The organism is Mucilaginibacter sp. GW822-FHT03E02 (assembly GCF_058801545.1).
Map to the genome: position 1 here is coordinate 2,146,744 of NZ_JBXANJ010000001.1, position 24,706 is coordinate 2,171,449.

Here is a 24,706-nt window from a genome sequence, read left to right on the forward strand (position 1 = left end):
TTTGGGTAGTATTAACTTATCTGGGGTGGTTGCCAAATTGAAAGGGCAACATCTTCGGGGTATGGGCGATGATAAGTAATAACATGCTTAACATGCTTTTCGGGCAATAAAAACGGACTGTGATCAACCGCTTTGGCAACGATAAACCCGGTACATGCGCCACACGCAAAAAATGGCGAACAACCCTGGCAATCTTTTTCTTTGGGTGATGATTTGGCCGGGGTGTTTTTTTCAACCGTGTTTTTAATGCCACAATCATTATCGGCACAACAAGGCTTTGCTGTAAGCAGCAGCACAATAATGGCCGATAGGTAGCAAAAGAATTTCACAGGGGCAAAGGTAAATAATTTAGCGATAGGTGAAAATCCTGCAAACAGGATGAATTTATTTTATAGAAGATCGATAATTCCAATAATGGCATTCCCTGCGGGCGGCGCTCATGCACTTGTCTGAATCAGAATGTTTCACAGGTTAATTGTTTTTTAAGGTGTTCAAGAGGGCTACGCCGTTTTCAGAATTTAAGGATGTACAGAATATTGTCTGAAACTGACTTAAACGAATTTTTAGAATTTGTCGAATTGGCTTTTTAAATTCTGTTAATTCTTTAATCCGGTTCAGACAAAAGAATCCTGTAATTTATGAGTATCTTTTGGCCTTTATCGCGCTTTTCACCGCGATACTGTTGGCCCCCATGGAGTTTATGAAACAACGCACTTGTATTAAGGAGATAGCAGAAGCTGCCAACCGCAGTTTTGAGGTGGAAGTGCACAATTTTTTGCGCGCATGGGTGCATAACCACGAGGACAAAACGCTACTGCAGTTTGATCAGCCATTAGACGACTATTTAGCAAATGACGCACTGCGCGATTTGTTTTTGAATACGCGGCACCCTATACAACAATTATTAACCAATCGTTCCATTGCATGCCACCTGGGCCGGCGTGTACGGGCTGTTTATTTTGACCCGATAACCGGCGACCCTTTATTGGCGCCCACAGAACAGCGCATTTATAACCTTGCCCGCAGGATGGACAGCGAACGGATGCACGTGCCATTCCGCTCGGTTCATCCCAGCAAGCAGACCGAAGCGGGCGATACCGCGGATATCAGCACTTATCCCGATGGATCGGAGGAAATTAGGTATAACAGCGGCAACCATTTTAGCAGCCGCCCGGCAAACGGCAACGTTTTTGATGAACATAGCAGGCATTGCACGGCAAAGTCGGCAGGCAACCTGCACGTGCTTTTTAAACGTGGATTTTTGGAAGAACGTTTACAGGATGTAAAAGGGCTTACAGCCCAAATGCATGAAGCAGGCGAGACCCAGCTCCAATTTTTTGTCATCTACAGCAGGCATTCGCCCGAAGAGGGACATTTTGGAGCATCGCTGGTGATCATGGATCCTGCAAACCCCGATTTTCCCCGCCGTGTAATGGTTTGCGATACCCTGCTTAAAGACCTGCCCCATCACCCGCGCTGGTGGAACCATTTTATTGCCGAATATTCGCACATATTTGGCGACGCGATCGCCGAAATAGTGGAAGACCTGTCGCACCCCTTACAAAAAGTAAACATTAAAGGCGATAACCCCTACCGCCACGATTGGGACTGCCCCTACTATGCCACCAGCATGGCCGACGCCCTTGCCGACCTGGTAAAAAACAACCCGGAACTCCTGTTAAACGCCCCGGCAGCTGATATACACGATGCCATGAAAGCCATAATGCAGGACTACTACCAACCCGACAATGAAATTAAAACCAGGCTGGATATTCAACAAACCAACCGCTTAAAACGCTGGAAAAGCGGCAGAGAATTGATTAAGGAATTGGTGAGTGAGGTGAGCAGGAAATCGTCGTATGAGTTGTAGGGAATTTGTTTAAATAATTAAATTGTAGTAAATTTGATTATCATGAAAAGTAAAGTCATCAGATTTGAGCCAGACTCAACGCGAGCAAAAGCTGTGATCAGTTTTGTGCGTCAACGCGACGAGTTTACCAGGTCGCTCAAGGAAAAAGCCAAAGAGATTGCTGATGCCAAAACTTGTACTGCCGTACAACCTCCTAAAGTACGATAACGGCCAGGCCTATTTCGAGACGGATCATGGGCATATCTACACTTATAATTTCGAAAATGTTACATCTGCTGTAATAGAACACATTTCATTTGTGCTTGCAGCCTATGACATTACGTTTCATTACTTCGGTTTTACCCCTGATAGCACGGAGGGCCTAAAGTTTGATCCTCGAATATTGTTAACAATAAACAGTATTGCAGACAAATTCTTTCAGGATAGCAATCGGGTTTTGCTTTACGTTTGCGATTCGATGGATGGACGGGCAAAAGCGAGGCAAAAGTTATTTTCGCATTGGCTGCACAAAAATGGCAATTATACACTATACAAGGTAGATATCGAAATTGGAGACGATGTTATTTACTGCGGGGTTGTAACACGAGCCGACCTACCTAACCATCATATTCTCGAGAGTGAATTTATTGCTAAAGCAGAAGATATTTTTACTAAAAAGTTTTGATGATGGTTAATTGTTAGCCAAATACCTATCAATTGTTTTTATTATAAAGAACAATTGACAATCTTTCAAATTGATATAATAATGAAGCCCCCAACTCATCATCGGGGGCTTCATTATATTAATTCGTTTTCCTCGCATCCTGCATCGGGTTGCTGCCCGATGTGGCTCCTCGTGGTAATACCTGTTGTTTAAATAACTCAAACCTTGTTGGGGCGTATTCGCGGGGCCAGCTGTTGTTGGCTTCGTCAATGTCGGCGGTTTCGCGGTATGGGTCAAGCTTGATAGATTTTACTTCTTTGGCTTTGGCAAATACCTTGCTTACTTTAAATTCGTTTTTACGCCAGATGTAGGCGGGCAGCTTGTCAATTTCTTTGGTGCCGTCGGCGTATGTCCACTCAATAATAATAGGGCTTACCAGTCCGCCTTTGTTGCTGAATGTAAGTTCGTAAAAATTGGTTTTGCTGTCGTAAAATTTCTTTTCCTCGGGGCTTAAGCCAGCATACATATCCTGGTAAGCTTTAGCGGTTAAAGGTGTTGGGGCAAAGCGGTCCCACTTACTGTAAAAATCCTGTAGCGAGGTATCGGCCTCTACGGTGGTTTGCATACCAGCCGCTTTGTTGCGGGAGGTACTGATGTTTTCCATGTTATGGTCGTACGCGGCACGGTCGGTAGCGCCTTCAAGGGCGGGGTTTTTACTGTTTAATTTGTAGTATTTCACGCTGTCAAGCGATACATCAACAGGCTCGGTTCCGTAAAACCATCCGCGCCAAAACCAATCCAGGTCAACCGCCGATGCATCTTCCATGGTACGGAACAAATCTTCGGGCGTTGGGTGTTTAAAGGCCCAGCGCTTGGCGTAGGTTTTAAAGGCGTAATCAAACAGTTCGCGGCCCATTACGGTCTCGCGCAGTACGTTAAGCGCGGTAGCCGGTTTGGCGTAGGCGTTGGGGCCAAACATGATAATGTTTTCGGAGTTGGTCATGATAGGCTCCAATTGGTTCTTGGGCATTTTCATGTAATCAACAATTTTATATGCCGGACCGCGTGACGATGGGAATTTAGGGTCCCATTCCTGCTCGGTAAGGTACTGCGTAAATGTGTTCAGGCCTTCGTCCATCCAGGTCCACTGGCGCTCATCCGAGTTCACGATCATCGGGAAAAAGTTGTGACCAACTTCGTGGATAATTACACCTATCATCCCGTTTTTAGTGGCCTCGCTATAAGTACCATCCTTTTCGGCACGGCCATAGTTAAAGCAGATCATCGGGTACTCCATACCGTTTGCTGCCTCAACCGAAATAGCCACCGGGTATGGGTAAGGGATGGTATGTTTTGAATACGTTTTGATGGTATGCGCAACCACTTTGGTTGAGTATTTACTGTAAAGCGGATAAGCCTCGGGGCCATAGTACGACATGGCCATCGCTTTGCGGCCACCTTCAATCTGGGCGCTCATGGCATCCCAAACTATCCGGCGCGATGATACCCAAGCAAAATCGCGCACGTTTTCGGCATGGAAACTCCATGTTTTGCGGGCGGCTGCATGGCCTTTCATGGCGTTTTTAACTTCATCCAAGGTAACTATCTGCACCGGGGTGGTTGCTGTTTGCGCCTTGTTCCAGCGGCTTAGCTGTGCGCCGGTAAGGTTTTGAGCATAGTTGGAGCATTGGCCCGTACCGCCTACTAAATGATCGGCAGGTACGTTAATGTTCACTTTAAAATCGCCAAAGGTTAGGGCAAACTCACCGCTGCCCAAAAACTGTTTGTTTTGCCATCCCTGGAAATCGCTGTAAACAGCCATCCTTGGGTACCATTGGGTCATCGTGTACAGGTAGTTGTTGTCCTCGGCAAAGTACTCGTACCCGCCGCGGCCGCCAATGGTCATCCTATCTGATATATTATACCACCAGTTAATTTTAAACTTAAATTTTGCGCCCGGTGCCAAAGTGGCTGGTAACTCAATACGCATCATGGTTTCGTTAATGGTGTAGGTAAGGGCACCACCATTGGCATCTTTTACGCTCTCGATGTGGTTACCCAAATCAAGGTTGTGGCCCATAACGCCTTGCAGCTGGCGCATGGTCATCTTGCCCTGCATTTTGCTTTCGGCAGTAGTAAAGCTTTCGGCATCCTTCATGTGCTGGTTTTCATCCAGCTGAACCCACAGGTAGGTAAGCGCATCGGGCGAGTTGTTACTGTACGTAATGGTTTCCGATCCATCCAAACGCTGCTTATCGTCGTTAAGCGTGGCGTTAATTTCGTAATCGGCTTTTTGTTGCCAATACTTGGGGCCAGGTGCACCCGATGCCGAGCGATAGCTGTTTGGGGTACTTAGCATGGTACCCAGCTGCTCAAAACGGTTACCGTGGTTTGAGCCGGGATTGTTGTCGTGTTGTGCCCATGATGCCGAGGCCAGCATGAGGCACGAAAATAGGGCAGGGTAAAATTTATTCATCTGAATTTAATTAGGAAAAAACGTTCGATACACATAATAAAAGCAATTCCAAATATGGCCGACGACAGGAACATTGTCCAGTCGCGCTGTGATGTTTTGGCAAATTTGATAAGGAGCCAGGAGATAAGTAACGCAGATATTACAATTAATACCTGCCCAAACTCCAGCCCAAGGTTAAAAGCGAACAACTCGCCGGTGATATTGGTACTACTGCCCAGCAAACTTTTTAAATAGTTTGAAAAGCCCATGCCATGGATAAGCCCGAAAAATAAAGCCAGGCTATAGTTAAGCCGCATGGTGTTGGCGCTGCGCTTTTTATTAAGCACATTAACCAAACTTGTAAAAACTATAGTAACGGGAATTAAAAACTCAATAAGCGATGTATTGATACGAATAACATTTAACACACTTAAAGCCAGCGTGATAGAGTGACCAATAGTGAAGGCAGTAACGAGTACCAACACCTTACGCCAGTCGGCCAGCAGGTAGGTACCGCAAAGCACGGCGACGAATAAAATATGGTCGTACCCCTCCCAGTTACAGATGTGTTGCCATCCTAACTGGAAGTATAATGAAAAGTCAGTCATTGAGCTAATTCGCAATTGCCAATAAAAATAACGTTTTTTGTCGAAAATAAAACACCCGGACGAGAGATGTTACAGTTGATGATGATAAGCTTGTTCAGCTTATTCCACCCCTTTTTTGTAAGCGTTACCGAAATTACCCACAACGCCAAAACCCAAAACGTTGAAGTAAGCTGCCGCGTTTTTTACGACGACCTGGAACGCACCATAGAAAAGCAATACAAAACCCCGGTTGATATTGTGCACCCAAAAGACAAGGCGAAGCTAAACGAGATGCTGAACGACTACATCAAAAAGCACCTGACTATAAAAGCCGATAATAAAGTTATTGCCCTAACCTACCTGGGCTACGAGATACAGGAAGACGGCGCCTGGGTATACTTTGAAGCCAAAGGCGTCAGCAAACCCAAAAAGGTTGATGTGCACGACGATTTGCTTTATACCGAACACCCCCAGCAAATAAACATGCTGCACGTAACCGTAGGCGGCGAGCGCAAGAGCGATAAACTGGATAACCCGGATAGTGAAGCGGGGTTTGTGTTTTAGGTTATAAACTTTGTCATTGCGAGTATTCATCAGGTAAAACCTGAAAAAAATCATTATAACGTGCAACGGGTATAGTTAAACGAATGTTCTAAACTACCGTCATTGCGAGGCACGAAGCAATCCCGAACTATGTGGGACTTAGCATGTCGGGGATTGCTTCGTGCCTCGCAATGACGGATATTTGATATTGACAATCAATAACTTACAAGCGCGTCATTATAAGGTACGAAGCAATCTCGTAGCCATACAGAGGAGTCCTGTACAGTTACCGTGCATGGGCGACGAGGTTGCCACGCTATCGCTCGCAATGACAAAATGGCTTGTTACTGCAACGGCGGAAAAAAGCTCACCAACTTTGCTATCTTCCCGTCCTCATCAAATTCAATATAATCTGTACCGCCCTTGGTTTCTTTACCGGGGATGTCAACCGTCCAGGTGTACAAAGCCACGTTATGATGATGATTGGGCAGGGTGTGTACGTGAAAGATGCGGCCTGGCGCTAACTGGTGCGAGCCTACGCACAGCGCGGCTATGCCATCTACCCCGGTTACATTTTCATAATTCGGATCAGTATAGGTGGCCCCGGCAGCCCAGCATTTGGCAAATGCCGCTTTAATGTCGTCCTCGCCTTGTACGTTCCACGAGGCTACGTATTGTTTAATGGTTTCTTCTGGTGATGTTTTCATTTGTATTACGTTTTAATGTGATACAAAGGAACTGAGGCTTAGCCGCAATAAAATTAAAGTAGTTTAATAAATGAAAAAAGGGGGCGGCGGCAAGTCGATGCACTCCGAACATCGCTATGTTCATCCTGCCGTCATTATCTCCAAAGCATAGCCTGGTTGTTTCCCTTTTCATGATGTGTGCAGGTAATGTAGGAGTTTGATGTACATTACCAATTAACATTATTTACTAACTTCATTGCGCATCAATTGAAGTATAGATTTATCGACATAAATATTAAAACAACAAAAATCATTACGTGAAACACTTTAGAATCCAGGACCAGGCAATCATTGATGAACAGATTTTAAACGACCGGTTGTTAGATAATGAGGAAGTAATCATACAATTTTCAAAACCAGTTTATACCTCCGAAACTCTTTTACAAATAGATAAGTTAGTTTCAGAAAACAGCTCCAGGTTAATGGTAAGGTTTTACAATGATGGCTTTGATTGTGCAACGCTTGATGAAATTCCCAATGTGAAAGCCTTAGCTATTGACTGCGTGAGGAGCGTTAAGAATATTGAAAATTTAAAAAAGTTAAAATATTTAAATAAGATACGCTTAGGGATATTTGAATTAGAAAATTTAGAAATATTATCTTTTGATAATCTAAAGAGTGTTAATGAACTGTCAATTGGTGATACAAAAAGTAAAGCGCTTAATCTTGATTACCTTAAAGACTATACCAATTTAAGAGATCTGCAAATAGTTGGGCATACAAAAAATATCAGTGCTTTATCAAGCTTAACACAACTAAAAACACTTCGATTGAATTCAGTCAGCAAGGTGCCATTAAGTTTTGTTAACGATCTTAAATACCTTGAAACATTGTCAATCATCCTTGGCAGCAGGACTGACATCAACGAGATAGACGAAAATAGCATTGAAAATCTTACTATTGATTGGGTTAGAGGATTTAATGAGCTATCAGCCATCAAAAAGTTTAAAAACTTAAGAACGTTGCATGTTGAAAATGAAATTCAATTAAAAGAGATAGATTTTCCGGAATTAAAGCTTTTAAAAGATATAAAAATACTGAATTGCAAATCACTGAAATCAATGACTGGACTTGAGCTACTAAGTTCACTTGAGCATTTGAGGGTTTCGGGGGCAGCGATAGATTTTGAAAAGTTTATCACCAACAAGTTCCCGGAAAAATTAAAAATACTGGCATTTTATACCTGGAAATCTAAACAAGATAAGTTAAACAGGGCCGTTTTAGATAAAATGGGATACCATGAGTTTAGTTAAAACAGGGCAATAATGCGATGCGGTAAATAGAGCCTTCGTTTTCCAGCATGACAGGAAAATTGAATATTTTATAAGTAATAAGCACTACCTCCTTCCGCATTATTAAGCCTACTCCAATCCATCCCTACAAAACTGTCTTAATTCTTGATTCTTTCCCGTTCCCCCTCCAGCAACTCCAGCACCTCGGCCCAATTATTAACCCTCTGGTGGTGATGCAGGTTGGTATTATGGAAAGCATCAAACATAATGGGCTTACCGTGGCAGTAATCCAGATTTTTGCAGTGGTCGTCAATTAAAAAGTCGGTTTTGATAATGCTTTTATCGCCGCAAAAAACAATGTTTCGCCAGTGGATGAACGGGAAGTGCTCGGCCAGCCATTCGTACTTTTCGGACAACGACAGCGGGAACTCCATAGCTGCAGATACAATGTACACCTCAAAATCTTCCATTAATGATTTTATCGCTTCAACCGCTCCTTCCATCAGCGGCAGCGTGCGGAAAAAACCGGGTTTATTCACCATCCCGTGGCCTTTGCCTTTAAAAGCGTCGTACTCGGTCATGCCTGCAATATCCTGCCGGGTAAGCCTTATTCCGGTTTCCTGTTCATAGTAGTCAAAAAAATGGGGTTCGGTATCGGCCATTACGCCATCCATGTCAATTGCTATCGTTTTTTTCATCTGGTTTGCAATATTTTTCTGCAAATAAAATCATTTTATGCAATATTTTGCAATTTTTATTTTTAATTTTGCAACAAATTGCAATTAAGCTATGATTAAGGACGAACGCTTAGAACAAATATTGGCGAATGTGGCAAGGCAGCGCAGCGTATCACTTACCGACCTCAGCAACGCGCTCAATGTATCTGAAGATACCATCCGCCGCGATATCAAGATCCTGTCGGACCAGGGCCTGCTCAAAGCCGTGCGCGGCGGTGCTGTGGCGCACTCACCTATACCACACCACTTCCGGGCCAGGGAAAAGCACGATATGGCGCAAAAACGCATCGTAGCCTCAAAGGCATTGCAATTCATAAAACACGGGCAGGTAATTTTCCTGGATGGCGGTACTTCCATACAGGCCCTGGCGGAGTTGATCCCAGCCGACATGAAGATCACGGTAGTTACCCACAGCTTCCCGGTAGTGAGTGTGCTGGAAGATCATCCCACCGCCGAAGTGATATTTGCAGGCGGCCGGCTTTGTAAAACCGCTTTTACCACTATAGGATATGAAACCATCCAGACTTTCAAAAACTTCCGTGCCGACTTGTGCCTTATGAGCGTTTGCAGCATTCACCCCACCATGGGCTTAACTACCGTAAACCACGACGAAGCACAGGTAAAACGTACCATGATGGAAATGGCCGGCCAAACCATCGCCCTATCTACCATTGATAAATTAAACACGGCCGAATCGTACTACATAAGCCCCGCGACAGCTATAGATATCATTGTTACCGATGCCGAAGCCAGCGACGATAGGCTGACCGCTTACAAGCAAGCCGGCATCACCATAATTTAACCCTCATTGAAAAAGAATTTAATTCCCCTTACCCTTGGCGGCCTTGGCATAGGCACCACCGAATTTGTAATGATGGGCCTGCTGCCCGATATCGCCAAAGATTTCCGGGTGAGCATACCCGTGGCCGGGCATCTTATCTCGGCCTACGCCCTTGGTGTTGTCATCGGCGCGCCTTTACTGGTGGCCATCAGCAGCAATTATCCACCTAAAAAAATACTGATCGCCTTAATGGTCATGTTCACCGTTTTCAACGCGTTCTCGGCTTTCGCGCCCGATCATAATGCCTTGTTTATCGCCCGGTTGTTGTCCGGTTTGCCACATGGCGCGTTCTTTGGCGTCGGCTCGGTAGTGGCAAGCCGCCTGGCCGAGAAAGGAAAACAGGCACAGGCCATATCGGTCATGTTTGCCGGTTTAACCATTGCCAACCTGTTAAGCGTTCCACTGGGTACCTACATCGGTCACCATTATTCGTGGCGGTACACGTTTGGGCTTATCGCTTTTATCGGGCTGATGGCGCTGCTGTTTATCCAGCTTTGGCTTCCGGCTTTGCCGGTAAGCCGTGAAGGTGATATTAAATCAGAAATGGGCTTTTTTAAAACCCGCGAGGCCTGGCTCATTTTACTCATCACTGCTATTGGCACCGGCGGCCTGTTTTGCTGGATCAGCTATATAGCCCCACTCATGACCGATGTGAGCCATTTTTCAAAAGATACCGTACCCTTAGTACTTATCATTGCCGGCCTGGGCATGGTAATAGGCAATTTTATGGGCGGCAAACTGGCCGACTGGGTTGCCCCTGTAAAAGCCTGCTTAATATTGTTAATCAGCATGGCCGTGGCGCTCATCACCATCTATTTTGTATCGGGCAACCAGGCACTGTCGCTCATCATGACGTTTATAACCGGCAGCCTGTCTATGGCCATCGGCTCCCCTATCCAGATCCTCATGATCCGCACCGCCAAAGGGGCCGAAATGCTGGGCGCCGCAGCCACACAAGCCGCCTTTAACACCGGCAACGCCTTAGGCGCGTTCCTTGGCGGCCTACCCATAGCCATGGGCTACGGATTTACTTCGCCCGAATTGGTTGGCGTTGTAATGGCAGTAACCGGGGCATTGTTTGCGGTGATGCTCTTTAAAAGGCAGGCAGCGATGAAAAGAGAACTGGAATTAGCGTAGATAGTTTTCTATAAGGGCGTTGCCTGCGGCCAGGCCATCCGTTCATACTGCTCAGGCATTAGGCACTGCCGGCCCGCGATGCCCGTGCAGGGCCGGTATCCACTTTTGTCCTTAACGCAAAGCTGCGGGGAGCGGGGAGCACACCACCTGTAATTTATTTTGTTGAAATGTTATTGTTTGCTGAAATATATTTCGTTAACTTTATGCAAACCAATACTTTATCAACGATGACCTCATTTGTAACCTTACCCACAGATATTTCTAAAACTCAATATTCATTTTCCGGGCATAAATATACCCGAACGTGCACGGTTACGGTGGCGACATCGACCGAAGGTTACAATATGCTGGCTATTAGCCAGTTTGAATAAAAGTCATCTTATTTAAGATCACAGAACGATTATCGGCGGGAAATTGCGAATGAAACAGGGCAATTAACATTGATTTAGCCGCACAGCGGCCGGCAACACCGCCACCGTAGGTAAAATTCATTTCAAAGAAGTAAATAAACCAACAAAGTAATGGAACCAATAAAAACTTATTCTTTCGGGGCAGCGAGTCAAAAAGCCCTCATAGGGGTACATCCTGATTTAGTTAAAGTTTTAACCACCGCTATTACCAATAGTCCAATAGATTTTTCTATCAATGAAGGCGTTAGATCATTGGCTACACAGCAAAAATATTACACATGGGGGCGTACAGTTATAAACCCCAATACAGGTCCTTTACCGGGTAAACCGTTTGGCGATACAAATACAAATGCCGACGGCGTGCTGCATAAATCAAATCATCAAAAAAAAGCAGATGGTTACGGGCACGCGGTTGATCTGTACCCCTATATTAATGGTAAAATTGATTTTGGGGCAGGAGCAGCACTTGTAACCATTGCTAAGCACATTAAACAAGTTGCCAAAAACTTAGAGATTGAAATTACCTGGGGTGGCGATTGGAAACCACCGGTTGCGCCTGTTGATAAACCTCACTTTCAATTAAAGCAATAAACCATCGTTATAGTATTTACTTTTTATCTTTCAACCCCACGCATGGCCGGTATCCATTTTTGGCTAACGCGAATGCAAAATCTGCGCTGTAGGTAACAAGAATTTTATTTATAAATATTGACTATCGCACTGTTTTTATATTGATATGCGCCATCGGTGCTGGTCAAATAAATATGGTTAAACCGCGTTTTAATTAAATTGATATCGCCACCGGGAATGGTAAATTCATGTAATAACCTTTCATTTTTTACTACAGCGAAATAGGAATTTTTACCGATGGTATCTTGGCCCGCGACATAGATGGTGTTTTTGCTCATCTCCATTTTATATATATTGTAAGCCCTTGTAAAGCTTACTAACGTATCAATTTTGTTGTTATCTCTTTTCACGTAAAGCTTACTATTGTTGAGGTTATCACTGATAGAATAATTTCCGACCGAAATATCTGCCAGGTCAACTTCTCTTTCGTAATGCCGCTTTAGGTATTGCCAGTTACGGCAGGCATCATTTCCAGTAAGCCTGTGTATTTTTTTGCTCCAGCCATCAATTACTTCAAGTGGTTGGCGGGGTTTTGAATTAATATGAAATGGAAAAAAGATACTCGTATTGAACTCGTAGGTTGTCCAGGTTTTTCCGGCATCATTGGACGAATGCATTCTGCAATAACTTGGTTCATGAATGCCCATCCAGCGTTCCAATCCCCACCATACTCCTTTATCATCAATCGTAAACTCATCTATGCGGAATATTTTTTTACCTAACCACTTCCATGTTTTACCATGATCGGCACTTAATTCGATACCAACAGAGCGTCTGAGCAATATGATGGTATCTTTAGATACGTCAAAAGCACCGTATATTTCATGGTCCTTCTCTGCCCGGATGAGTATACGCCGCCACCACGCAGCCTGACTTTCTCCCTTAGGCAACGCTATTTTCTTTTTGCTGTTACTTAAACATGACGAAGTACTTGTCATAAAAAAGAAAAAAATGGCATAATATATCAAGCTATGCATGCTATGTTTTAACCCGATCCATTGCCTTTCCATATCATTTCACCCGTTTAGTCTCCATTTTTCCCCCATCGGCATACAATACCAAATTAACACTCCCATCGGTATCCTTTGCAAATTCCAGTTCATAAGGCAAGTCGCGCAGGAAAAATTTGTTTGGGGTCTCGGCAAATAGTTCGCGTTTCGTTTCACCCTGCATCCTTACATAAAAGTGGCCTTCTTCAAATAAAATGGTTAAAACTCTGTTGGGTGCCAGCTGAAATTGCCCAGTATACGTTTGCAATACATCGGCTGCGGGTGTAGAAATCCGTTTTTTAATATTTGGATGGTACATATCTTTAAACTCATAAACCTTTGCCACACTGTTTACCACTTCGGTTGCTAATTGCTGGCTGCCACTGTTAAGCATCACTACTACGCCATTGCCGCCTCGCAGGCTGCCATAATAAATACTCTGGAAACCTACAGTCGATCCCGGATGGGTGAAATATTTTGTACTATCCAATACATTTATAAAAGTTCCAAGTGCTATTCCCATTTTATTTTGGTACGGTGTAAACATCAGCCCAACGCTTTGTTGTGTTAAAACTTTAGCCGATTTACCCTCATAAGCCAATTGGAGCCCGATAACAAATTTAGCCAGGTCGGTAGGATTCGTCCACAAGCCGGCGGCGGCTTGTTCCGGAAAAATACGGTACTTTCCGGGAATAGGGTTGCCAACTATATTATAACCGGTGGCCAGCTTGCCCTCATAAACAGCGGCAGGAGGCTGGCTGAAGGTGCTGTTATTCATGCCCAACGGTTTTAGCACGGCTTTTTCCATGTAACCCGCATAATCCTGCCCGGTAACATCCATTACAATTTGCTGTGAAATGATGACCCCACCGCCCGAATATTCAGGTCGTAATCCAGGTTCAAAAGCAGAACGTATACGGGGACTATTGGCCGGCTTTTCGCCATTTAAAACCTGCACTATGGTTGGCAGTGGCTTGCCTGGCAGGTAACCACCAAAGCCTTGCAAGTTTATCCCACCGGTATGGCTCAACAGGTTTGCCATGGTGATCTTTTTTCCTTTTGATAGGCTATCATATGGAAACTTCCAGCTTTTTAGGTAGACATTGATATCGGCATATAAATCGATTTTCTTTTCCTCGGCCAGTTTAAGTATGCCGACAGCGTTTAACGATTTACTTATGGAACCAGCCTGGAAAAGCGTTTGCGTGGTAACCGGCGTTTTTGAACTATCGTTGGCGAAACCATAGCCCTTTGCCCAAACCAGGCGATAGTTTTGAATAACCGCTATACTTAACCCAGGCGTTTTATAAAAGGCCATCCTATCCAATATATTCCAGTTTTTTTCGCCCTCTATTTGTATAGGCGCAAACAAACCGTTTTCAACTTTGGCAATGTTTTCCTTTGTGTTGTTTTGGGTATAAGCGGTTAATGTTGTTAATAACAGTAATATTAAAGCGGATAATTTGCAAAGTGTATTCATACTAATTATTTGGTATAGATGGCTTTTATATTCAAATATTAAAATTTAATTCTGAAATATAAAAATAAACAGAATAAAATTTCATAAAATATAAAAAACAAACATTGTATTAATAGCATTAACTATCAACCCAATGTCATCTCTCCACTATTAATTGACATATCGGGAAAAGTCGATATATCTTTGTGCTATGGATCAGTTAGAGATATTTAAGGCGCTATCAAACAAAACCCGGCTACAGATTTTGCAATGGCTTAAAGAGCCCGAGCTTAATTTTCCTTCCCAGCAGGAATATGGGTTTGCCAATGGCGTTTGCGTAGGCCAAATTCAGGCTAAGGCTGGGCTTACACAATCTACCGTATCAGAGTACCTGGCATTAATGCAGCGTACCGGGCTTGTTACCGCTACCCGTGTTGGGCAGTGGACTTACTACAAACGAAACGAAGAAGCCTTTGCAGCTTTAAGTAAACTGGTACAATCGGATTTATAATCAAGCATTTACAAAACACAAACTATACATGAGCACTAATAACACCTTGTTCAGGCCGTTTAGCCTGAAATCGTTAAATATCAAAAACCGCATTGTAATGGCGCCCATGACGCGTTCATTTTCGCCAAACGGTGTACCAACTGCCGATGTTGCAGCTTATTACCGCAAACGCGCCGAAGGCGAAGTGGGTTTGATACTGTCCGAAGGCACCGTTATCGATAGGGTATCGTCATCAAACGATGCCAACATCCCCCACTTTTATGGTACCGAAGCATTGGCCGGCTGGCAAAATGTAATTAACGATGTACATGCCGCTGGTGGCGCTATGGGCCCGCAGATCTGGCATATGGGCATTATGGATAACCACCGCTCGGGCTGGGTGCCGTCGCAGCCATTTGAAGGACCATCGGGCTTAAACAGGCCGGGCAATACCAATGGCAACACCATGACCGATGTTGATATTGCCGATACCATTGCCGCATTTGGCCGCGCTGCCGCTGATGCCAAAAGATTAGGTTTTGACTGTGTTGAAATTCATGGCGCACACGGCTACCTCATTGACCAGTTTTTTTGGGACGGCACCAACACTCGCACCGACATTTACGGCGGCAAAACCCTGCCAGAGCGTAGCCGTTTTGCAGTTGAAGTAATTAAAGAAGTAAGGAAACAAGTTGGCGAGGATTTTGCTATCATCATCCGCCTATCGCAATGGAAACCTGCCGACTATAACAACCTGCTTGCCAAAACCCCACAAGAGCTGGAAGCATGGTTAAACCCAATGGCCGATGCCGGCGTGGATATTTTCCATTGCTCTCAACGCCGTTTCTGGGAAAGCGATTTTGAAGGTTCGGATTTAAACTTTGCCGGCTGGGCCAAAAAAGTAACAGGTAAAGCAACCATTACCGTTGGTTCTGTTGGTTTAGATGGTGAGTTTTTGGCTGCCTTTGGTGGCGCAAGCTCAAACCCAAGCTCGTTAGATGAATTGCTGCGCCGCATGGACCGTGGCGATTTTGACCTGGTAGCCGTTGGCCGCCCCCTACTGGCCGACCCACACTGGGCACAAAAAATTCGCGATAACCGTACCGAAGAGTTAAAAGGTTTTAGCAAAGAAGCTTTGGCGCAATTGGTGTAATGACATCTGTGAGACTTGCGAAGTTTTAGAAACTTCGCAAGTCTTTTCTCTTCCCAAAATTCCCTTTCCCCCGCATTAGCGATTGCAGTGGATACCGGCCCGTGGTTAAGGCTTTGTGCGCGTATGAACGGAAAGCGCGGCCCCGCCTCTACCGGCGGGGAAATGCCCAAACCGCTCCCCTACTCCGCCTTTAAATTCCTCACCGGATTGGCGATAGCCGCTTTAACAGACTGAAAACTAATGGTCACCAACGCGATAAACATAGCTGCCAGGCCCGATGAAACAAACACCCAAACCGGGATGTTGATACGGTAGGCAAAATTATTGAGCCAGTTGTGCATCAGCAGCCAGGATATGGGCGAGGCTATGAGCAGGGCAATTACAATAAGCCGGATAAAATCCTGTGATAAAAGCAGGGTTATGTTCATGACTGAGGCGCCCAATACCTTGCGTACGCTGATTTCTTTTTTGCGCTGGGCTATGTTATAAGCCGACAGGCCCAACAGCCCGAGGCAGGAGATAACGATGGCCACCACGGCAAAGCAGATGAACAGCTTGCCAAAACGTTCCTGGGCTATGTACTGCCGGTTGTATGCCTCATCTGCAAAAAAGTATACCAGCGGCACATCGGGCAGTATTTTTTTCCAGGTGGCTTCCAGTTGATACACTGTCGACCGTACATCTGTGGATGTGATATCGATAGTGATATTGGTTAAATGGCTGGAATCAACCCTTATGGTAAGCGGCTGCACGGTTTCTAAAAAGGAATGGTTATGAAAATCCCTGATCACGCCAACAATCTCGCCGGTGTGGTTAAGCTGTTTAAAATGTTTACCAATGGCATCCTCCGGTTTTTTGAAGCCCAGGCTTTTTAACATGGCCTGGTTAATGAGCATGGCTTTCATAGAATCGAGGGCCAGGTTTTTTTGAAACCCGCGCCCGGCAATCAGGTCGATATGGTATTGTTTCAGGAATACATCGTCAATAAAATAAACGTCGGGCCTTTGCTGTTGCTTTTCGCCTTTGCTGTTTTCAATCATGGTATTAAACTGGTTGTTTGACGTGCCCGGGATAGACGACGACAGGCTAACCATACCAACGCCCGGGATTGCAGCCAGTTGCTGCCTTATCGCGTCGGTATGCTGGTTGATGCTGTTGCTAAACTGGTAATCAATCACCAGCTTATGATCTTTTTGAAAGCCCAGCTGCTGGTTTTGCATAAAGTTAAGCTGCATATACACAATGGTAGTAGCCAGGATGAGGAATATGGAAATACAAAACTGCGCCACCACCAACGACCGCCGTAACATAAGCCCCGTACCCGACGAACCCGTTTTGCCTTTAAGGCTGCTGATGGGTTTAAACCCTGATAAAAACAAAGCCGGGTACGCGCCGGATAATATGCCTACCCCAACAGCCAATGCCAGCAGCCATAACACGTGCTGCACATGATGAAAAATACCATCGGCTATAATAGTGCCTGTTAGCTGGTTAAATAAGGGCAATAACAACGATGCAAACAGCAGGGCGATGATAAATGCAATTAAACAAAGTATTACCGCATCCATAAAAAATTGCAGCATCAGCTGGTATTTTGATGCGCCAAGCACTTTACGAACGCCGATTTCTTTGGCCCTTTGCAACGAGAACGCGGTAGTGAGGTTTATAAAATTAAAACAGGCGATAAACAGCACCAGCAGCGCTATGATAGATATAATATACACATTGGTAATGCTGCCGCTGGCCGATGTGCCTGTACGGTGCCCGCGCGGTTTGCCATACAAATAAACCTTTTTCAATGGCTCGATAGATAGCTGGTACTTAAAATCGGTTTGATCCATATTGGCTTTTACCATAGCGGGGAATTTGGCCTGCAAAGCTGCCGCAGATGCGCCGGGCTGTAATAAAAGATAGGTGTAAAAGCCAAAGCGGGTCCAGTGATTCCAGCTTTCATCAACCAGGGTCGAGATAGAAAAAATAACGTCTACCCGCAGGTGCGAGTTATACGGAATATCCTTCATAATACCGGTTACCCTGCATTTGGCTTTGCCGTTGATGAGCATAGTTTGGCCCATAGGATCGGCGTTGCCGAAGTACTTTTTGGCAGCGGTTTCGGAGAGTACCACGTCGCAGGGGGCGTTAAACAGGTGGCTGATATCGCCCCGCAGCAGCGGCCACGAAAATATTTTAAAGGCCGAGGAATCGGCATAGGCCACTTCTTCCTTTACCGCGTTGTCGGGGTTGCTTTGCAAAATCATATCGTCCATAAACACCCTGGCCATATCTTTTACTTCGGGGAATGCCGCTTTCATTGCCGGCCCCATCGGGGTTGACGAACTTTCGTAATTAATGCCCGCAGATGTTTTTACATCGGTTACCAGGCGGTAGATATTATCGGCCTTTTGATTATAACTATCGCGGTTTAATTCAAAATGCACATACAGCAGGGCAAAAAAACAAACGCAAATACCTGTAGCCAGGCCGGTGATGTTGATGAGGGAGAAAACCTTGTTCTTCCACAGGTATCTTAAGGTAGTTTTAAAGTAGTTTTTGAGCATGAGTAGGTGCGTTTGGGTAGATGAAATAATATAAACCCTAAAATAGGATTATTTATTTTAACCACGTTATTGAGTATAAACGCGGTTTTTGAGTTATGACTGGCTTTGTACAGCCGCGGTGCCTTCTATGAGAGAGGGACGGAAGCCCCTACATAACAGTTATCAAACTACAATCAGACAAGCGTGTACAATTATATCATGGATAGCACGGATTGTAAATTAGCATTAAGATATTGTGACTAAAACTGCGATTAAAAAAATCGTGGCTCCTGATTTTCCACTTCCCACACTTGTTCTTGCCTCTTGATTCTTCTTCATGGCAATGCCTGCGGCCCGGGCTGTGCATTCATACGCGCACAGGGCCTTAGGCGCCGGGCCGGTATCCATTTCCATCCCTATTGCGGGGGAAGCCACAAGTCATCCGCCCGTAGGCATTCGTACAATACCTTGCACTAAATTGCGCTAACGAGTGTCCGTCCGTCCGGTTGTGCCACCAATGAATTTAAAAAGCGGACGGGTTGCCCATCATCCACCAACAAACTAATTCCCCTTCTTCCTGTATTCAATAATGCGGCCGGTAAACTCGGCTATTTTTTGCTGGCCTTTTTGCAGGGCTTCAAGGGGGTCGCGCAGGTCAATGTTAAACAGTATCTTTTCGTACTCTATGTATTCGTTTTTGTCTTTTTCAATAAACTCTTCGGGGGTGTACCACACTTTGGCCACACGGTCAAAAATCCAAAGGCGCATGGTTTTGGCATGCCGGGCAAACTCATGATAGTTTTTACGCATTTGCGGGTCTTGCAGCTTTTTACGCTCTTCCAGGGCGGCGCGGTCGCGCTGGCGCTGGTAATTTTCCTGCTTTTGGTTATAACTATTATCGTGTGCCATATTGCAAAATCGCTAAAAATATTAGTATATTTGTAGCGTGTGTTGGTAAATAATGCACCACCTTTTTTTGCCCCCAATCTTCGGGCTTAGTACGCAGGCATGGCCGGTACGCCAAAATCAAACAACAAGCAACAAACAATTAAATTTTATATACACATGAGCAAAATTAAATTAGCCCACATGGGCGTAAGCAGTTTAAACGGTATGGGTACCGAAATTAACTTTGGCTGCGACGACTACCTGTTAGACTACGATTTTATTGTAGTAAGCGCCGCCGCGATACACGAAAGCGCCGGTTTTTTACTGGAAGACATGGATGCCGACCCCAACCGCGCACTGGCCTTTTTAACCAAACGGCACCAGGATTTAAAAGATTTTTACCACTACGGCGGCACACTGGTATTACTGCTCGACGAGGAGCCCATTTGCCAGCGCATGGAATACATACCCGAGTTTGGTTACGGCAAACTGATAGATGTGCTAAGCACCCGCCCTGCAAAAATTAACTATATAATACAACACGGCACCAACGTGCAGCACCACCCCATAGCCACCCCCCTTGCCCATACGGTAGATGTTTATTTTAAAGCCATCCTGAACCATACCGGCACCAATACCCTGCTGCGCACCCAGCGCACCAAACAACCCGTAAGCTACCATTGCCGGGTAGATAAAGGTTTCTTTTTAACCCTGCCCGACATTGATTTTAAAAACCCCGACAACCCCGACGCCCCCGCCGAAGTACTGGCGCAAATCATCAGCATTTGCCAAACCCTTAAACAACCCCAATTGCAGTTAGCATAAACAACACAAAGGCCGCGGTTAATGCGGCCTTTGTGTTTATGGGGTGTCCGTCCGTCCGGTTGTGTTGGTGTGTGGTTGGGTGGGTGGACGGGGTTTTAACGTTGCCTATCCACACCATGTTATTGCGGGTGATAAAATCCGGATGTTAAATAAGCAATAACGTATATCGGCGAGTCGACTCACCCCGACGAGGCTGCGCCCGTCTGCCCCTCTCTCCGACTGCGTCGCATAGAGGGGCGAAAAAAGAAAAATGGGGTTTACCCTCTATGCGGCGTAAGCCGGAGAGAGGGTCGGCCAGCGAAGCGTAGCCGGGGTGAGTCGTAGCCAGCGTTCAAAGCCAATGTTTGTATAAAACCGAATTTATATGGGTAAGTACGAAGCAATCTCCCGCTGTGCATGGCGGTTATGCATGGTGTATACTTAGCATGCGGACCACATGGGTGGACCTTTGCGGTAGCGGGGGTAGTAAATCCCTTGTAGCAGCATGCAATGGATTTATAATTTAGTATACTGATAAATCAAGTCTTTAATGTAATCTGTAGAATAAATTAAACTTAAGCCTGTGTTATTGTAAACTGACGATACGATCCCAATAACATAATTATATTGCCCCAAGTTCGTATTTGCGTCTAAAATAACTTTATCTCTTGGCGTAAACACTGGGCCGCCACTATTACCGCCAACGATATATCCATCGATTAAAATAAGCTTTCCATATATGTTATTAAGAGTTGGATTATGCTTTCTGTTATCAGTAACCATATTAATATCGATGGTAGATGTTAATGGCGACGATATTATAGCTGACTTTACCACAGGCTTACTTTGCGACGCAATTCCAATACCTGACGGATAACCGGTTATCAGTACCTGACTTCCCGTGAAAATATTATATCTACTCAAATTAGACAAAGAAATTAGATTATCAATGGGAATTGCGTAAAAAGCTATTTCGTTTAATTCCGTATTTGATAAAAATCCGGTAAGTTCTATTACAGCTACATCCACCACTTGGTTAGGATAAGCGTGAACATATCCAGCAGGGCGATTGGAATTATCTAATAGCTTTATAGTTATATTTTTAAACAAGTTGTTTTTTGTGTAAAAACTTACAATTACCTGAGAGTTAACAATTAAGCTATCGTTTAAAGACCAGTCTCCGATCATATGCTTATTTGTTACCAAGAAAAATCTATATGTTTTATCAGGCATTACCCTAAACACCACAAAGCCGGTACCCGTTGCTAACACGGAAGTGTCTTTAACAATTGTTTTATTTTTTACTTTTTTGAATATTTTTTGAGTAACCAAATTGCTGAGTCTAACGGTACTCATATAAGTGTTATCATCAACTGGGCCTTGAAATACATTTTGAGCGAACACAGTTGTGGTGTTTAACGTGAGCAATACAAATAAAAGTAGCGTCCAATTGATTGATTTCATGAGTTAAAGACAATGCTATTTTTTTTAGCATACGCCTTGCTTTTACTAACAATAGCATGAGTTATAAACATTTATAATTATTGTTAACATATATCGTAGCTTAGGTGTGATTGTAAATAATAAATAAAGGGTTGAGATAGGAAAACCAAAAGAAAATTTTAAGTGAATTATTATAAATTCAGATTATGCTGTTTTTAAATAACACCAACTACCAATCTTTTGCCATTATAATATCAAATACAGAGTCGTCTTACTACTGTGCTAAATGATCAATACTCTAGGACTAAAAAAAATGGCAACAAAAAAAATTCCAATAGAGCAGCAAATTAGAGAAGCAGAAAGAGATAAGATTTTTGCAGAGATTGACAAAATCAAATCCGAAAAACTAAAAACAGAACTTGAATATTTAGAACAAAGTAAAAATTTTCAAAAGCCTTGGTTTAAGAAAGAAAAATCTTGGTCATTATTTGCAGGGGCATTAGTAGCATTAACTTCTGTATTTATCTATGTCACTTATTCGGTTTTACCATTGACAGAAATTAAAAACAATGAAGCCAACCTTGAGAATAGTAAAAAATCATTCGCGCTTTTTCAAAGTGAAAAAAAATTAGCTTTAGCATTCGATAGCTTACGCGTCACTGAAATTATAGTTAATATCCAAAAACGGGAGAATTTGAAAATTTCACAGGCAAGACATAAAGTCGATTCTGCCTATGATCTTCTTCTTAAAAGATATTTATCGAAACCTCAAAAACAGGGTAAAACCACGATAGACCCTGAAATTATAAGATTAAAACAATATTTAACGGAATATGCAGCAGACCTTAAAAAGAGTTACGGTTTACAATCAAATTTTTCAAATTATACAAGTTCTATAAGTCCATTTCCTGGTTCTTATAATTTAAACAGTTTTTCACTATACCAAAAGTCAGCGTCCTCAACTTTGGATTCGTTTATAAAAGCTAAAGGTTCCTCAGAGTCACTTAGACTGAATATTTCCGAAACTATTATCAGACCATTATTCAACGGTGCGTTGGTAAAAGACCTTATCATTAAGGTTAATTATAAATCGGCATTTCTATCGAGTAATAATGACGAAATAAAATATCTATTTGGTCAATATGTCTTACCCAATAAAATATATGGTGATTGTACTTTTGAAATAAACGATGAGTCTTATAGAATAGCAAGTATTAGAACTTCAAATTCTTTATTCCAGAGTGATGGAAACCAAATCAAGGTTAACAGTCTTACTGGCGAAAATCTAAAAATAGATCTTTTGTTAGAAAAAAGATAGAATAAAGGACTACAAATTATAGTTATCACTCCCCCCTCCGTCCGTCCGCTCCCCCATCCCCACCATCCCGCGGACACTTCCGGACAAAATCACATTTTTTAAAGAATATTCTTTATTTTAAAGAATTATTTGTATTATTGTGGTGAATATAAATCTCCGCGGGTGAGTCAGCCCGAAAGCTCTTAAAACATCGTCCGTCCGCTTTTGTCCGCAACTGTACCAGGACACCCAGCCGGACGGACACCCAAACAACCATCGCCCTACAGGCCGTATCCCCGATGAGGGGGTAGCCAAAGCCCTTTACTTAAATAATAGGCTAAAGGAGAAGTATTTTAAAAAAATCCCGGTCGGGATTTTTGGTTGATTGGGTGAGGGGGAAAGGGGAATGATAGTCAAAAATAAAAAACTGTCATGCTGAGGTACGAAGCATCTCCTATTCGCGAACTTTTCTATCGGTCATGCATAGCTGACAGATCCTTCGTACCTCAGGATGACAAGCCGGGAATACCGGCAAATTACTCCACCATACACCAATGAACTAATGAACCAGTGAACCAATGAACAAAAAATGAACCAATGAACTAAAAAAATGAACCACGAACTAATGAACAACCAAAACAGTATGCAAATTAACGCGGCCATGCTGGCGCAGGAGAGTTTGCAGCAATTGCAACAACAACAATTGCCCGAGAATAACGACGATGTATTAATGGTGCGCCGTGTAAACCATTGGATGGAACAGGCCAGCAGCAGGCCGGTGCCTTTGATGCTTTTCGGCAAATTTTGGCACCAGGGCGAGGTGTGCATTTTATTTGCCGATAGTAACCTGGGCAAAAGCATTGTAGCCGTACAAATTGCCGATGGCATAAGCCGGGGCAGCGGCGATACGCCTTTTGAGGTAGAGGCAGCTGCCCAACCCGTTTTATACTGCGATTTTGAGCTTACAGATAAGCAGTTTGAAGCCCGTTACAGTGCCGATTATGCCGAGCATTACCAGTTTAACAGCAACTTTTACCGGGCCGAGCTTAACCCCGATATTGATTTGCCCGAGGGCTTTGAGGATTTCGACAGTTATTTGATCTACTCGCTGGAGCGATCTGTATTGCAAACGGGGGCAAGGGTTTTAATTATTGATAACCTTACCTACCTGCGCAGCGAAACCGAAAAGGCGCAGGATGCATCGCCATTGATGAAGCAATTGAAAAGCCTTAAAAACAAGTACGACCTAAGCATTTTAGTACTTGCCCACACCCCCAAACGCGACCTTACCCAAGCCATTACCCGCAACGATTTGCAGGGCAGCAAAATGCTCATGAACTTTTGCGACAGCGCCTTTACCATTGGCGAAAGCAAAGCCGACGTTAACCTGCGCTACCTGAAACAAATTAAACAGCGCAATACCGAGCAGGTGTATGGCGAGGCCAACGTTTGCCTGTGCCAGATAACCAAGCCCCACAACTTTTTACAGTACGAGTTTGTAGCCTACGGCAAAGAGTGGGAGCAGCTTACCAAGCCCAACGATGGCAAGCAAAACAGGCTGGCCGAATTGGCGCTAAGCTACAAAGAGCAGGGCTACAGTTTACGCGATATTGGCAAAGAGATGGGCATATCGCACCAAAAGGCAGATAGGCTGCTAAAGATAGCGCAGGGGAAATAGAGTCAAGAATCAAGAGTCAAGACAAAAAAGTACAAGCTACTTCTAATCGATTGTTCCGTCCGTCCGCACCGGGGTGTGAGACACTCCCGGACGGACGGACAGAACCGGACGTATTCCTAAACCACCATTCAAAACTC

Annotated in this window: 23 protein-coding genes; 12 read left to right on the forward strand and 11 right to left on the reverse strand. The window is 44.1% G+C overall.

Going from position 1 to position 24,706, the window contains the following annotated elements:
* Window positions 1-11 precede the first annotated feature (11 nt).
* Window positions 12-329 (reverse strand): hypothetical protein, encoded by a 318-nt coding sequence (locus tag AC1RM2_RS09125; RefSeq protein WP_492984730.1) that lies wholly within the window; start codon window positions 327-329, stop codon window positions 12-14.
* 371 nt (window positions 330-700) lie between these two features.
* Between AC1RM2_RS09125 and AC1RM2_RS09130 the strand changes: the two genes are divergently transcribed.
* Both AC1RM2_RS09130 and AC1RM2_RS09135 read left to right on the forward strand, forming a co-directional pair.
* Window positions 701-1,870: a hypothetical protein gene (locus AC1RM2_RS09130; RefSeq protein WP_492984732.1), complete on the forward strand. Its 1,170-nt coding sequence runs from the start codon at window positions 701-703 to the stop codon at window positions 1,868-1,870.
* Between the two features lie 163 nt (window positions 1,871-2,033).
* Complete coding sequence (locus tag AC1RM2_RS09135; RefSeq protein WP_492984733.1) at window positions 2,034-2,534, forward strand: DUF6169 family protein; 501 nt, start codon at window positions 2,034-2,036, stop codon at window positions 2,532-2,534.
* A gap of 118 nt (window positions 2,535-2,652) precedes the next feature.
* Here AC1RM2_RS09135 and AC1RM2_RS09140 read toward each other — a convergent pair whose 3' ends face one another.
* Both AC1RM2_RS09140 and AC1RM2_RS09145 read right to left on the reverse strand, forming a co-directional pair.
* On the reverse strand, window positions 2,653-4,989 hold the full coding sequence (locus AC1RM2_RS09140; RefSeq protein ID WP_492984734.1) for a M1 family metallopeptidase: 2,337 nt from the start codon (window positions 4,987-4,989) through the stop codon (window positions 2,653-2,655).
* Complete coding sequence (locus AC1RM2_RS09145) at window positions 4,986-5,576, reverse strand: HupE/UreJ family protein (protein WP_492984736.1); 591 nt, start codon at window positions 5,574-5,576, stop codon at window positions 4,986-4,988. Before AC1RM2_RS09145 ends, AC1RM2_RS09140 begins: the two co-directional genes overlap by 4 nt.
* A 66-nt stretch (window positions 5,577-5,642) precedes the next feature.
* Between AC1RM2_RS09145 and AC1RM2_RS09150 the strand changes: the two genes are divergently transcribed.
* Complete coding sequence (locus AC1RM2_RS09150; protein ID WP_492984737.1) at window positions 5,643-6,119, forward strand: DUF6702 family protein; 477 nt, start codon at window positions 5,643-5,645, stop codon at window positions 6,117-6,119.
* A 323-nt stretch (window positions 6,120-6,442) separates the two neighbouring features.
* On the opposite strand, the gene AC1RM2_RS09155 is transcribed toward AC1RM2_RS09150, so the two are convergent.
* Window positions 6,443-6,805: a nuclear transport factor 2 family protein gene (locus AC1RM2_RS09155; RefSeq protein WP_492984739.1), complete on the reverse strand. Its 363-nt coding sequence runs from the start codon at window positions 6,803-6,805 to the stop codon at window positions 6,443-6,445.
* 296 nt (window positions 6,806-7,101) lie between these two features.
* Between AC1RM2_RS09155 and AC1RM2_RS09160 the strand changes: the two genes are divergently transcribed.
* On the forward strand, window positions 7,102-8,097 hold the full coding sequence (locus AC1RM2_RS09160) for a hypothetical protein (RefSeq protein WP_492984741.1): 996 nt from the start codon (window positions 7,102-7,104) through the stop codon (window positions 8,095-8,097).
* A 137-nt stretch (window positions 8,098-8,234) separates the two neighbouring features.
* Here the strand turns inward: AC1RM2_RS09160 and AC1RM2_RS09165 are convergent, their stop codons facing one another.
* A complete protein-coding gene (locus AC1RM2_RS09165; RefSeq protein WP_492984743.1) occupies window positions 8,235-8,774 on the reverse strand; it encodes a 5' nucleotidase, NT5C type in 540 nt (179 codons plus the stop codon).
* 91 nt (window positions 8,775-8,865) lie between these two features.
* Between AC1RM2_RS09165 and AC1RM2_RS09170 the strand changes: the two genes are divergently transcribed.
* Both AC1RM2_RS09170 and AC1RM2_RS09175 read left to right on the forward strand, forming a co-directional pair.
* The gene (locus tag AC1RM2_RS09170; protein ID WP_492984745.1) at window positions 8,866-9,615 is read left to right on the forward strand and encodes a DeoR/GlpR family DNA-binding transcription regulator; all 750 of its coding nucleotides are present in this window, start codon (window positions 8,866-8,868) and stop codon (window positions 9,613-9,615) included.
* A gap of 6 nt (window positions 9,616-9,621) precedes the next feature.
* Window positions 9,622-10,791, forward strand: a complete 1,170-nt coding sequence (locus AC1RM2_RS09175; RefSeq protein WP_492984746.1) for an MFS transporter — start codon at window positions 9,622-9,624, stop codon at window positions 10,789-10,791.
* 354 nt (window positions 10,792-11,145) lie between these two features.
* Here AC1RM2_RS09175 and AC1RM2_RS09180 read toward each other — a convergent pair whose 3' ends face one another.
* Window positions 11,146-11,283 (reverse strand): hypothetical protein, encoded by a 138-nt coding sequence (locus AC1RM2_RS09180; RefSeq protein WP_492984748.1) that lies wholly within the window; start codon window positions 11,281-11,283, stop codon window positions 11,146-11,148.
* 29 nt (window positions 11,284-11,312) lie between these two features.
* On the opposite strand from AC1RM2_RS09180, the gene AC1RM2_RS09185 reads away from it, so the two are divergent.
* Window positions 11,313-11,792 (forward strand): M15 family metallopeptidase, encoded by a 480-nt coding sequence (locus tag AC1RM2_RS09185; RefSeq protein WP_492984750.1) that lies wholly within the window; start codon window positions 11,313-11,315, stop codon window positions 11,790-11,792.
* Window positions 11,793-11,896: 104 nt separating this feature from the next.
* Here the strand turns inward: AC1RM2_RS09185 and AC1RM2_RS09190 are convergent, their stop codons facing one another.
* Both AC1RM2_RS09190 and AC1RM2_RS09195 read right to left on the reverse strand, forming a co-directional pair.
* Complete coding sequence (locus tag AC1RM2_RS09190; protein WP_492984752.1) at window positions 11,897-12,808, reverse strand: hypothetical protein; 912 nt, start codon at window positions 12,806-12,808, stop codon at window positions 11,897-11,899.
* Between the two features lie 34 nt (window positions 12,809-12,842).
* Entirely contained in the window at window positions 12,843-14,300 is a 1,458-nt protein-coding gene (locus AC1RM2_RS09195) for a serine hydrolase (protein WP_492984753.1), read from the reverse strand.
* Between the two features lie 190 nt (window positions 14,301-14,490).
* Between AC1RM2_RS09195 and AC1RM2_RS09200 the strand changes: the two genes are divergently transcribed.
* Both AC1RM2_RS09200 and AC1RM2_RS09205 read left to right on the forward strand, forming a co-directional pair.
* Window positions 14,491-14,790: an ArsR/SmtB family transcription factor gene (locus tag AC1RM2_RS09200; RefSeq protein ID WP_274209586.1), complete on the forward strand. Its 300-nt coding sequence runs from the start codon at window positions 14,491-14,493 to the stop codon at window positions 14,788-14,790.
* A gap of 28 nt (window positions 14,791-14,818) precedes the next feature.
* A complete protein-coding gene (locus tag AC1RM2_RS09205; RefSeq protein ID WP_492984755.1) occupies window positions 14,819-15,922 on the forward strand; it encodes an NADH:flavin oxidoreductase in 1,104 nt (367 codons plus the stop codon).
* A 179-nt stretch (window positions 15,923-16,101) separates the two neighbouring features.
* On the opposite strand, the gene AC1RM2_RS09210 is transcribed toward AC1RM2_RS09205, so the two are convergent.
* Entirely contained in the window at window positions 16,102-18,480 is a 2,379-nt protein-coding gene (locus AC1RM2_RS09210) for an ABC transporter permease (RefSeq protein ID WP_492984756.1), read from the reverse strand.
* 540 nt (window positions 18,481-19,020) lie between these two features.
* Window positions 19,021-19,368 (reverse strand): hypothetical protein, encoded by a 348-nt coding sequence (locus AC1RM2_RS09215; protein WP_492984758.1) that lies wholly within the window; start codon window positions 19,366-19,368, stop codon window positions 19,021-19,023.
* A gap of 156 nt (window positions 19,369-19,524) precedes the next feature.
* Between AC1RM2_RS09215 and AC1RM2_RS09220 the strand changes: the two genes are divergently transcribed.
* Window positions 19,525-20,172: a hypothetical protein gene (locus tag AC1RM2_RS09220; RefSeq protein ID WP_492984760.1), complete on the forward strand. Its 648-nt coding sequence runs from the start codon at window positions 19,525-19,527 to the stop codon at window positions 20,170-20,172.
* 495 nt (window positions 20,173-20,667) lie between these two features.
* Here AC1RM2_RS09220 and AC1RM2_RS09225 read toward each other — a convergent pair whose 3' ends face one another.
* Entirely contained in the window at window positions 20,668-21,615 is a 948-nt protein-coding gene (locus AC1RM2_RS09225; protein WP_492984761.1) for a trypsin-like peptidase domain-containing protein, read from the reverse strand.
* 292 nt (window positions 21,616-21,907) lie between these two features.
* Here AC1RM2_RS09225 and AC1RM2_RS09230 point away from each other — a divergent pair, with 292 nt between their 5' ends.
* Window positions 21,908-22,912, forward strand: coding sequence for a hypothetical protein (locus tag AC1RM2_RS09230; RefSeq protein ID WP_492984763.1), 1,005 nt, complete (start codon window positions 21,908-21,910; stop codon window positions 22,910-22,912).
* Window positions 22,913-23,501: 589 nt separating this feature from the next.
* A complete protein-coding gene (locus tag AC1RM2_RS09235; RefSeq protein WP_492984764.1) occupies window positions 23,502-24,569 on the forward strand; it encodes an AAA family ATPase in 1,068 nt (355 codons plus the stop codon).
* Window positions 24,570-24,706 lie beyond the last annotated feature (137 nt).

What these genes read in the sequence shown, in the direction of transcription:
- AC1RM2_RS09155 (WP_492984739.1), bottom strand. Translation starts at nt 6,805, where the DNA reads ATGAAAACATCACCAGAAGAAACCATTAAACAATACGTAGCCTCGTGG.
- AC1RM2_RS09235 (WP_492984764.1), top strand. Translation starts at nt 23,502, where the DNA reads ATGAACCACGAACTAATGAACAACCAAAACAGTATGCAAATTAACGCG.
- AC1RM2_RS09140 (WP_492984734.1), bottom strand. Translation starts at nt 4,989, where the DNA reads ATGAATAAATTTTACCCTGCCCTATTTTCGTGCCTCATGCTGGCCTCG.
- AC1RM2_RS09230 (WP_492984763.1), top strand. Translation starts at nt 21,908, where the DNA reads ATGGCAACAAAAAAAATTCCAATAGAGCAGCAAATTAGAGAAGCAGAA.
- AC1RM2_RS09205 (WP_492984755.1), top strand. Translation starts at nt 14,819, where the DNA reads ATGAGCACTAATAACACCTTGTTCAGGCCGTTTAGCCTGAAATCGTTA.
- AC1RM2_RS09200 (WP_274209586.1), top strand. Translation starts at nt 14,491, where the DNA reads ATGGATCAGTTAGAGATATTTAAGGCGCTATCAAACAAAACCCGGCTA.
- AC1RM2_RS09150 (WP_492984737.1), top strand. Translation starts at nt 5,643, where the DNA reads ATGTTACAGTTGATGATGATAAGCTTGTTCAGCTTATTCCACCCCTTT.
- AC1RM2_RS09165 (WP_492984743.1), bottom strand. Translation starts at nt 8,774, where the DNA reads ATGAAAAAAACGATAGCAATTGACATGGATGGCGTAATGGCCGATACC.
- AC1RM2_RS09130 (WP_492984732.1), top strand. Translation starts at nt 701, where the DNA reads ATGAAACAACGCACTTGTATTAAGGAGATAGCAGAAGCTGCCAACCGC.
- AC1RM2_RS09215 (WP_492984758.1), bottom strand. Translation starts at nt 19,368, where the DNA reads ATGGCACACGATAATAGTTATAACCAAAAGCAGGAAAATTACCAGCGC.
- AC1RM2_RS09220 (WP_492984760.1), top strand. Translation starts at nt 19,525, where the DNA reads ATGAGCAAAATTAAATTAGCCCACATGGGCGTAAGCAGTTTAAACGGT.
- AC1RM2_RS09185 (WP_492984750.1), top strand. Translation starts at nt 11,313, where the DNA reads ATGGAACCAATAAAAACTTATTCTTTCGGGGCAGCGAGTCAAAAAGCC.
- AC1RM2_RS09190 (WP_492984752.1), bottom strand. Translation starts at nt 12,808, where the DNA reads ATGCATAGCTTGATATATTATGCCATTTTTTTCTTTTTTATGACAAGT.
- AC1RM2_RS09210 (WP_492984756.1), bottom strand. Translation starts at nt 18,480, where the DNA reads ATGCTCAAAAACTACTTTAAAACTACCTTAAGATACCTGTGGAAGAAC.
- AC1RM2_RS09225 (WP_492984761.1), bottom strand. Translation starts at nt 21,615, where the DNA reads ATGAAATCAATCAATTGGACGCTACTTTTATTTGTATTGCTCACGTTA.
- AC1RM2_RS09170 (WP_492984745.1), top strand. Translation starts at nt 8,866, where the DNA reads ATGATTAAGGACGAACGCTTAGAACAAATATTGGCGAATGTGGCAAGG.
- AC1RM2_RS09145 (WP_492984736.1), bottom strand. Translation starts at nt 5,576, where the DNA reads ATGACTGACTTTTCATTATACTTCCAGTTAGGATGGCAACACATCTGT.
- AC1RM2_RS09195 (WP_492984753.1), bottom strand. Translation starts at nt 14,300, where the DNA reads ATGAATACACTTTGCAAATTATCCGCTTTAATATTACTGTTATTAACA.
- AC1RM2_RS09135 (WP_492984733.1), top strand. Translation starts at nt 2,034, where the DNA reads ATGCCAAAACTTGTACTGCCGTACAACCTCCTAAAGTACGATAACGGC.
- AC1RM2_RS09180 (WP_492984748.1), bottom strand. Translation starts at nt 11,283, where the DNA reads ATGAATTTTACCTACGGTGGCGGTGTTGCCGGCCGCTGTGCGGCTAAA.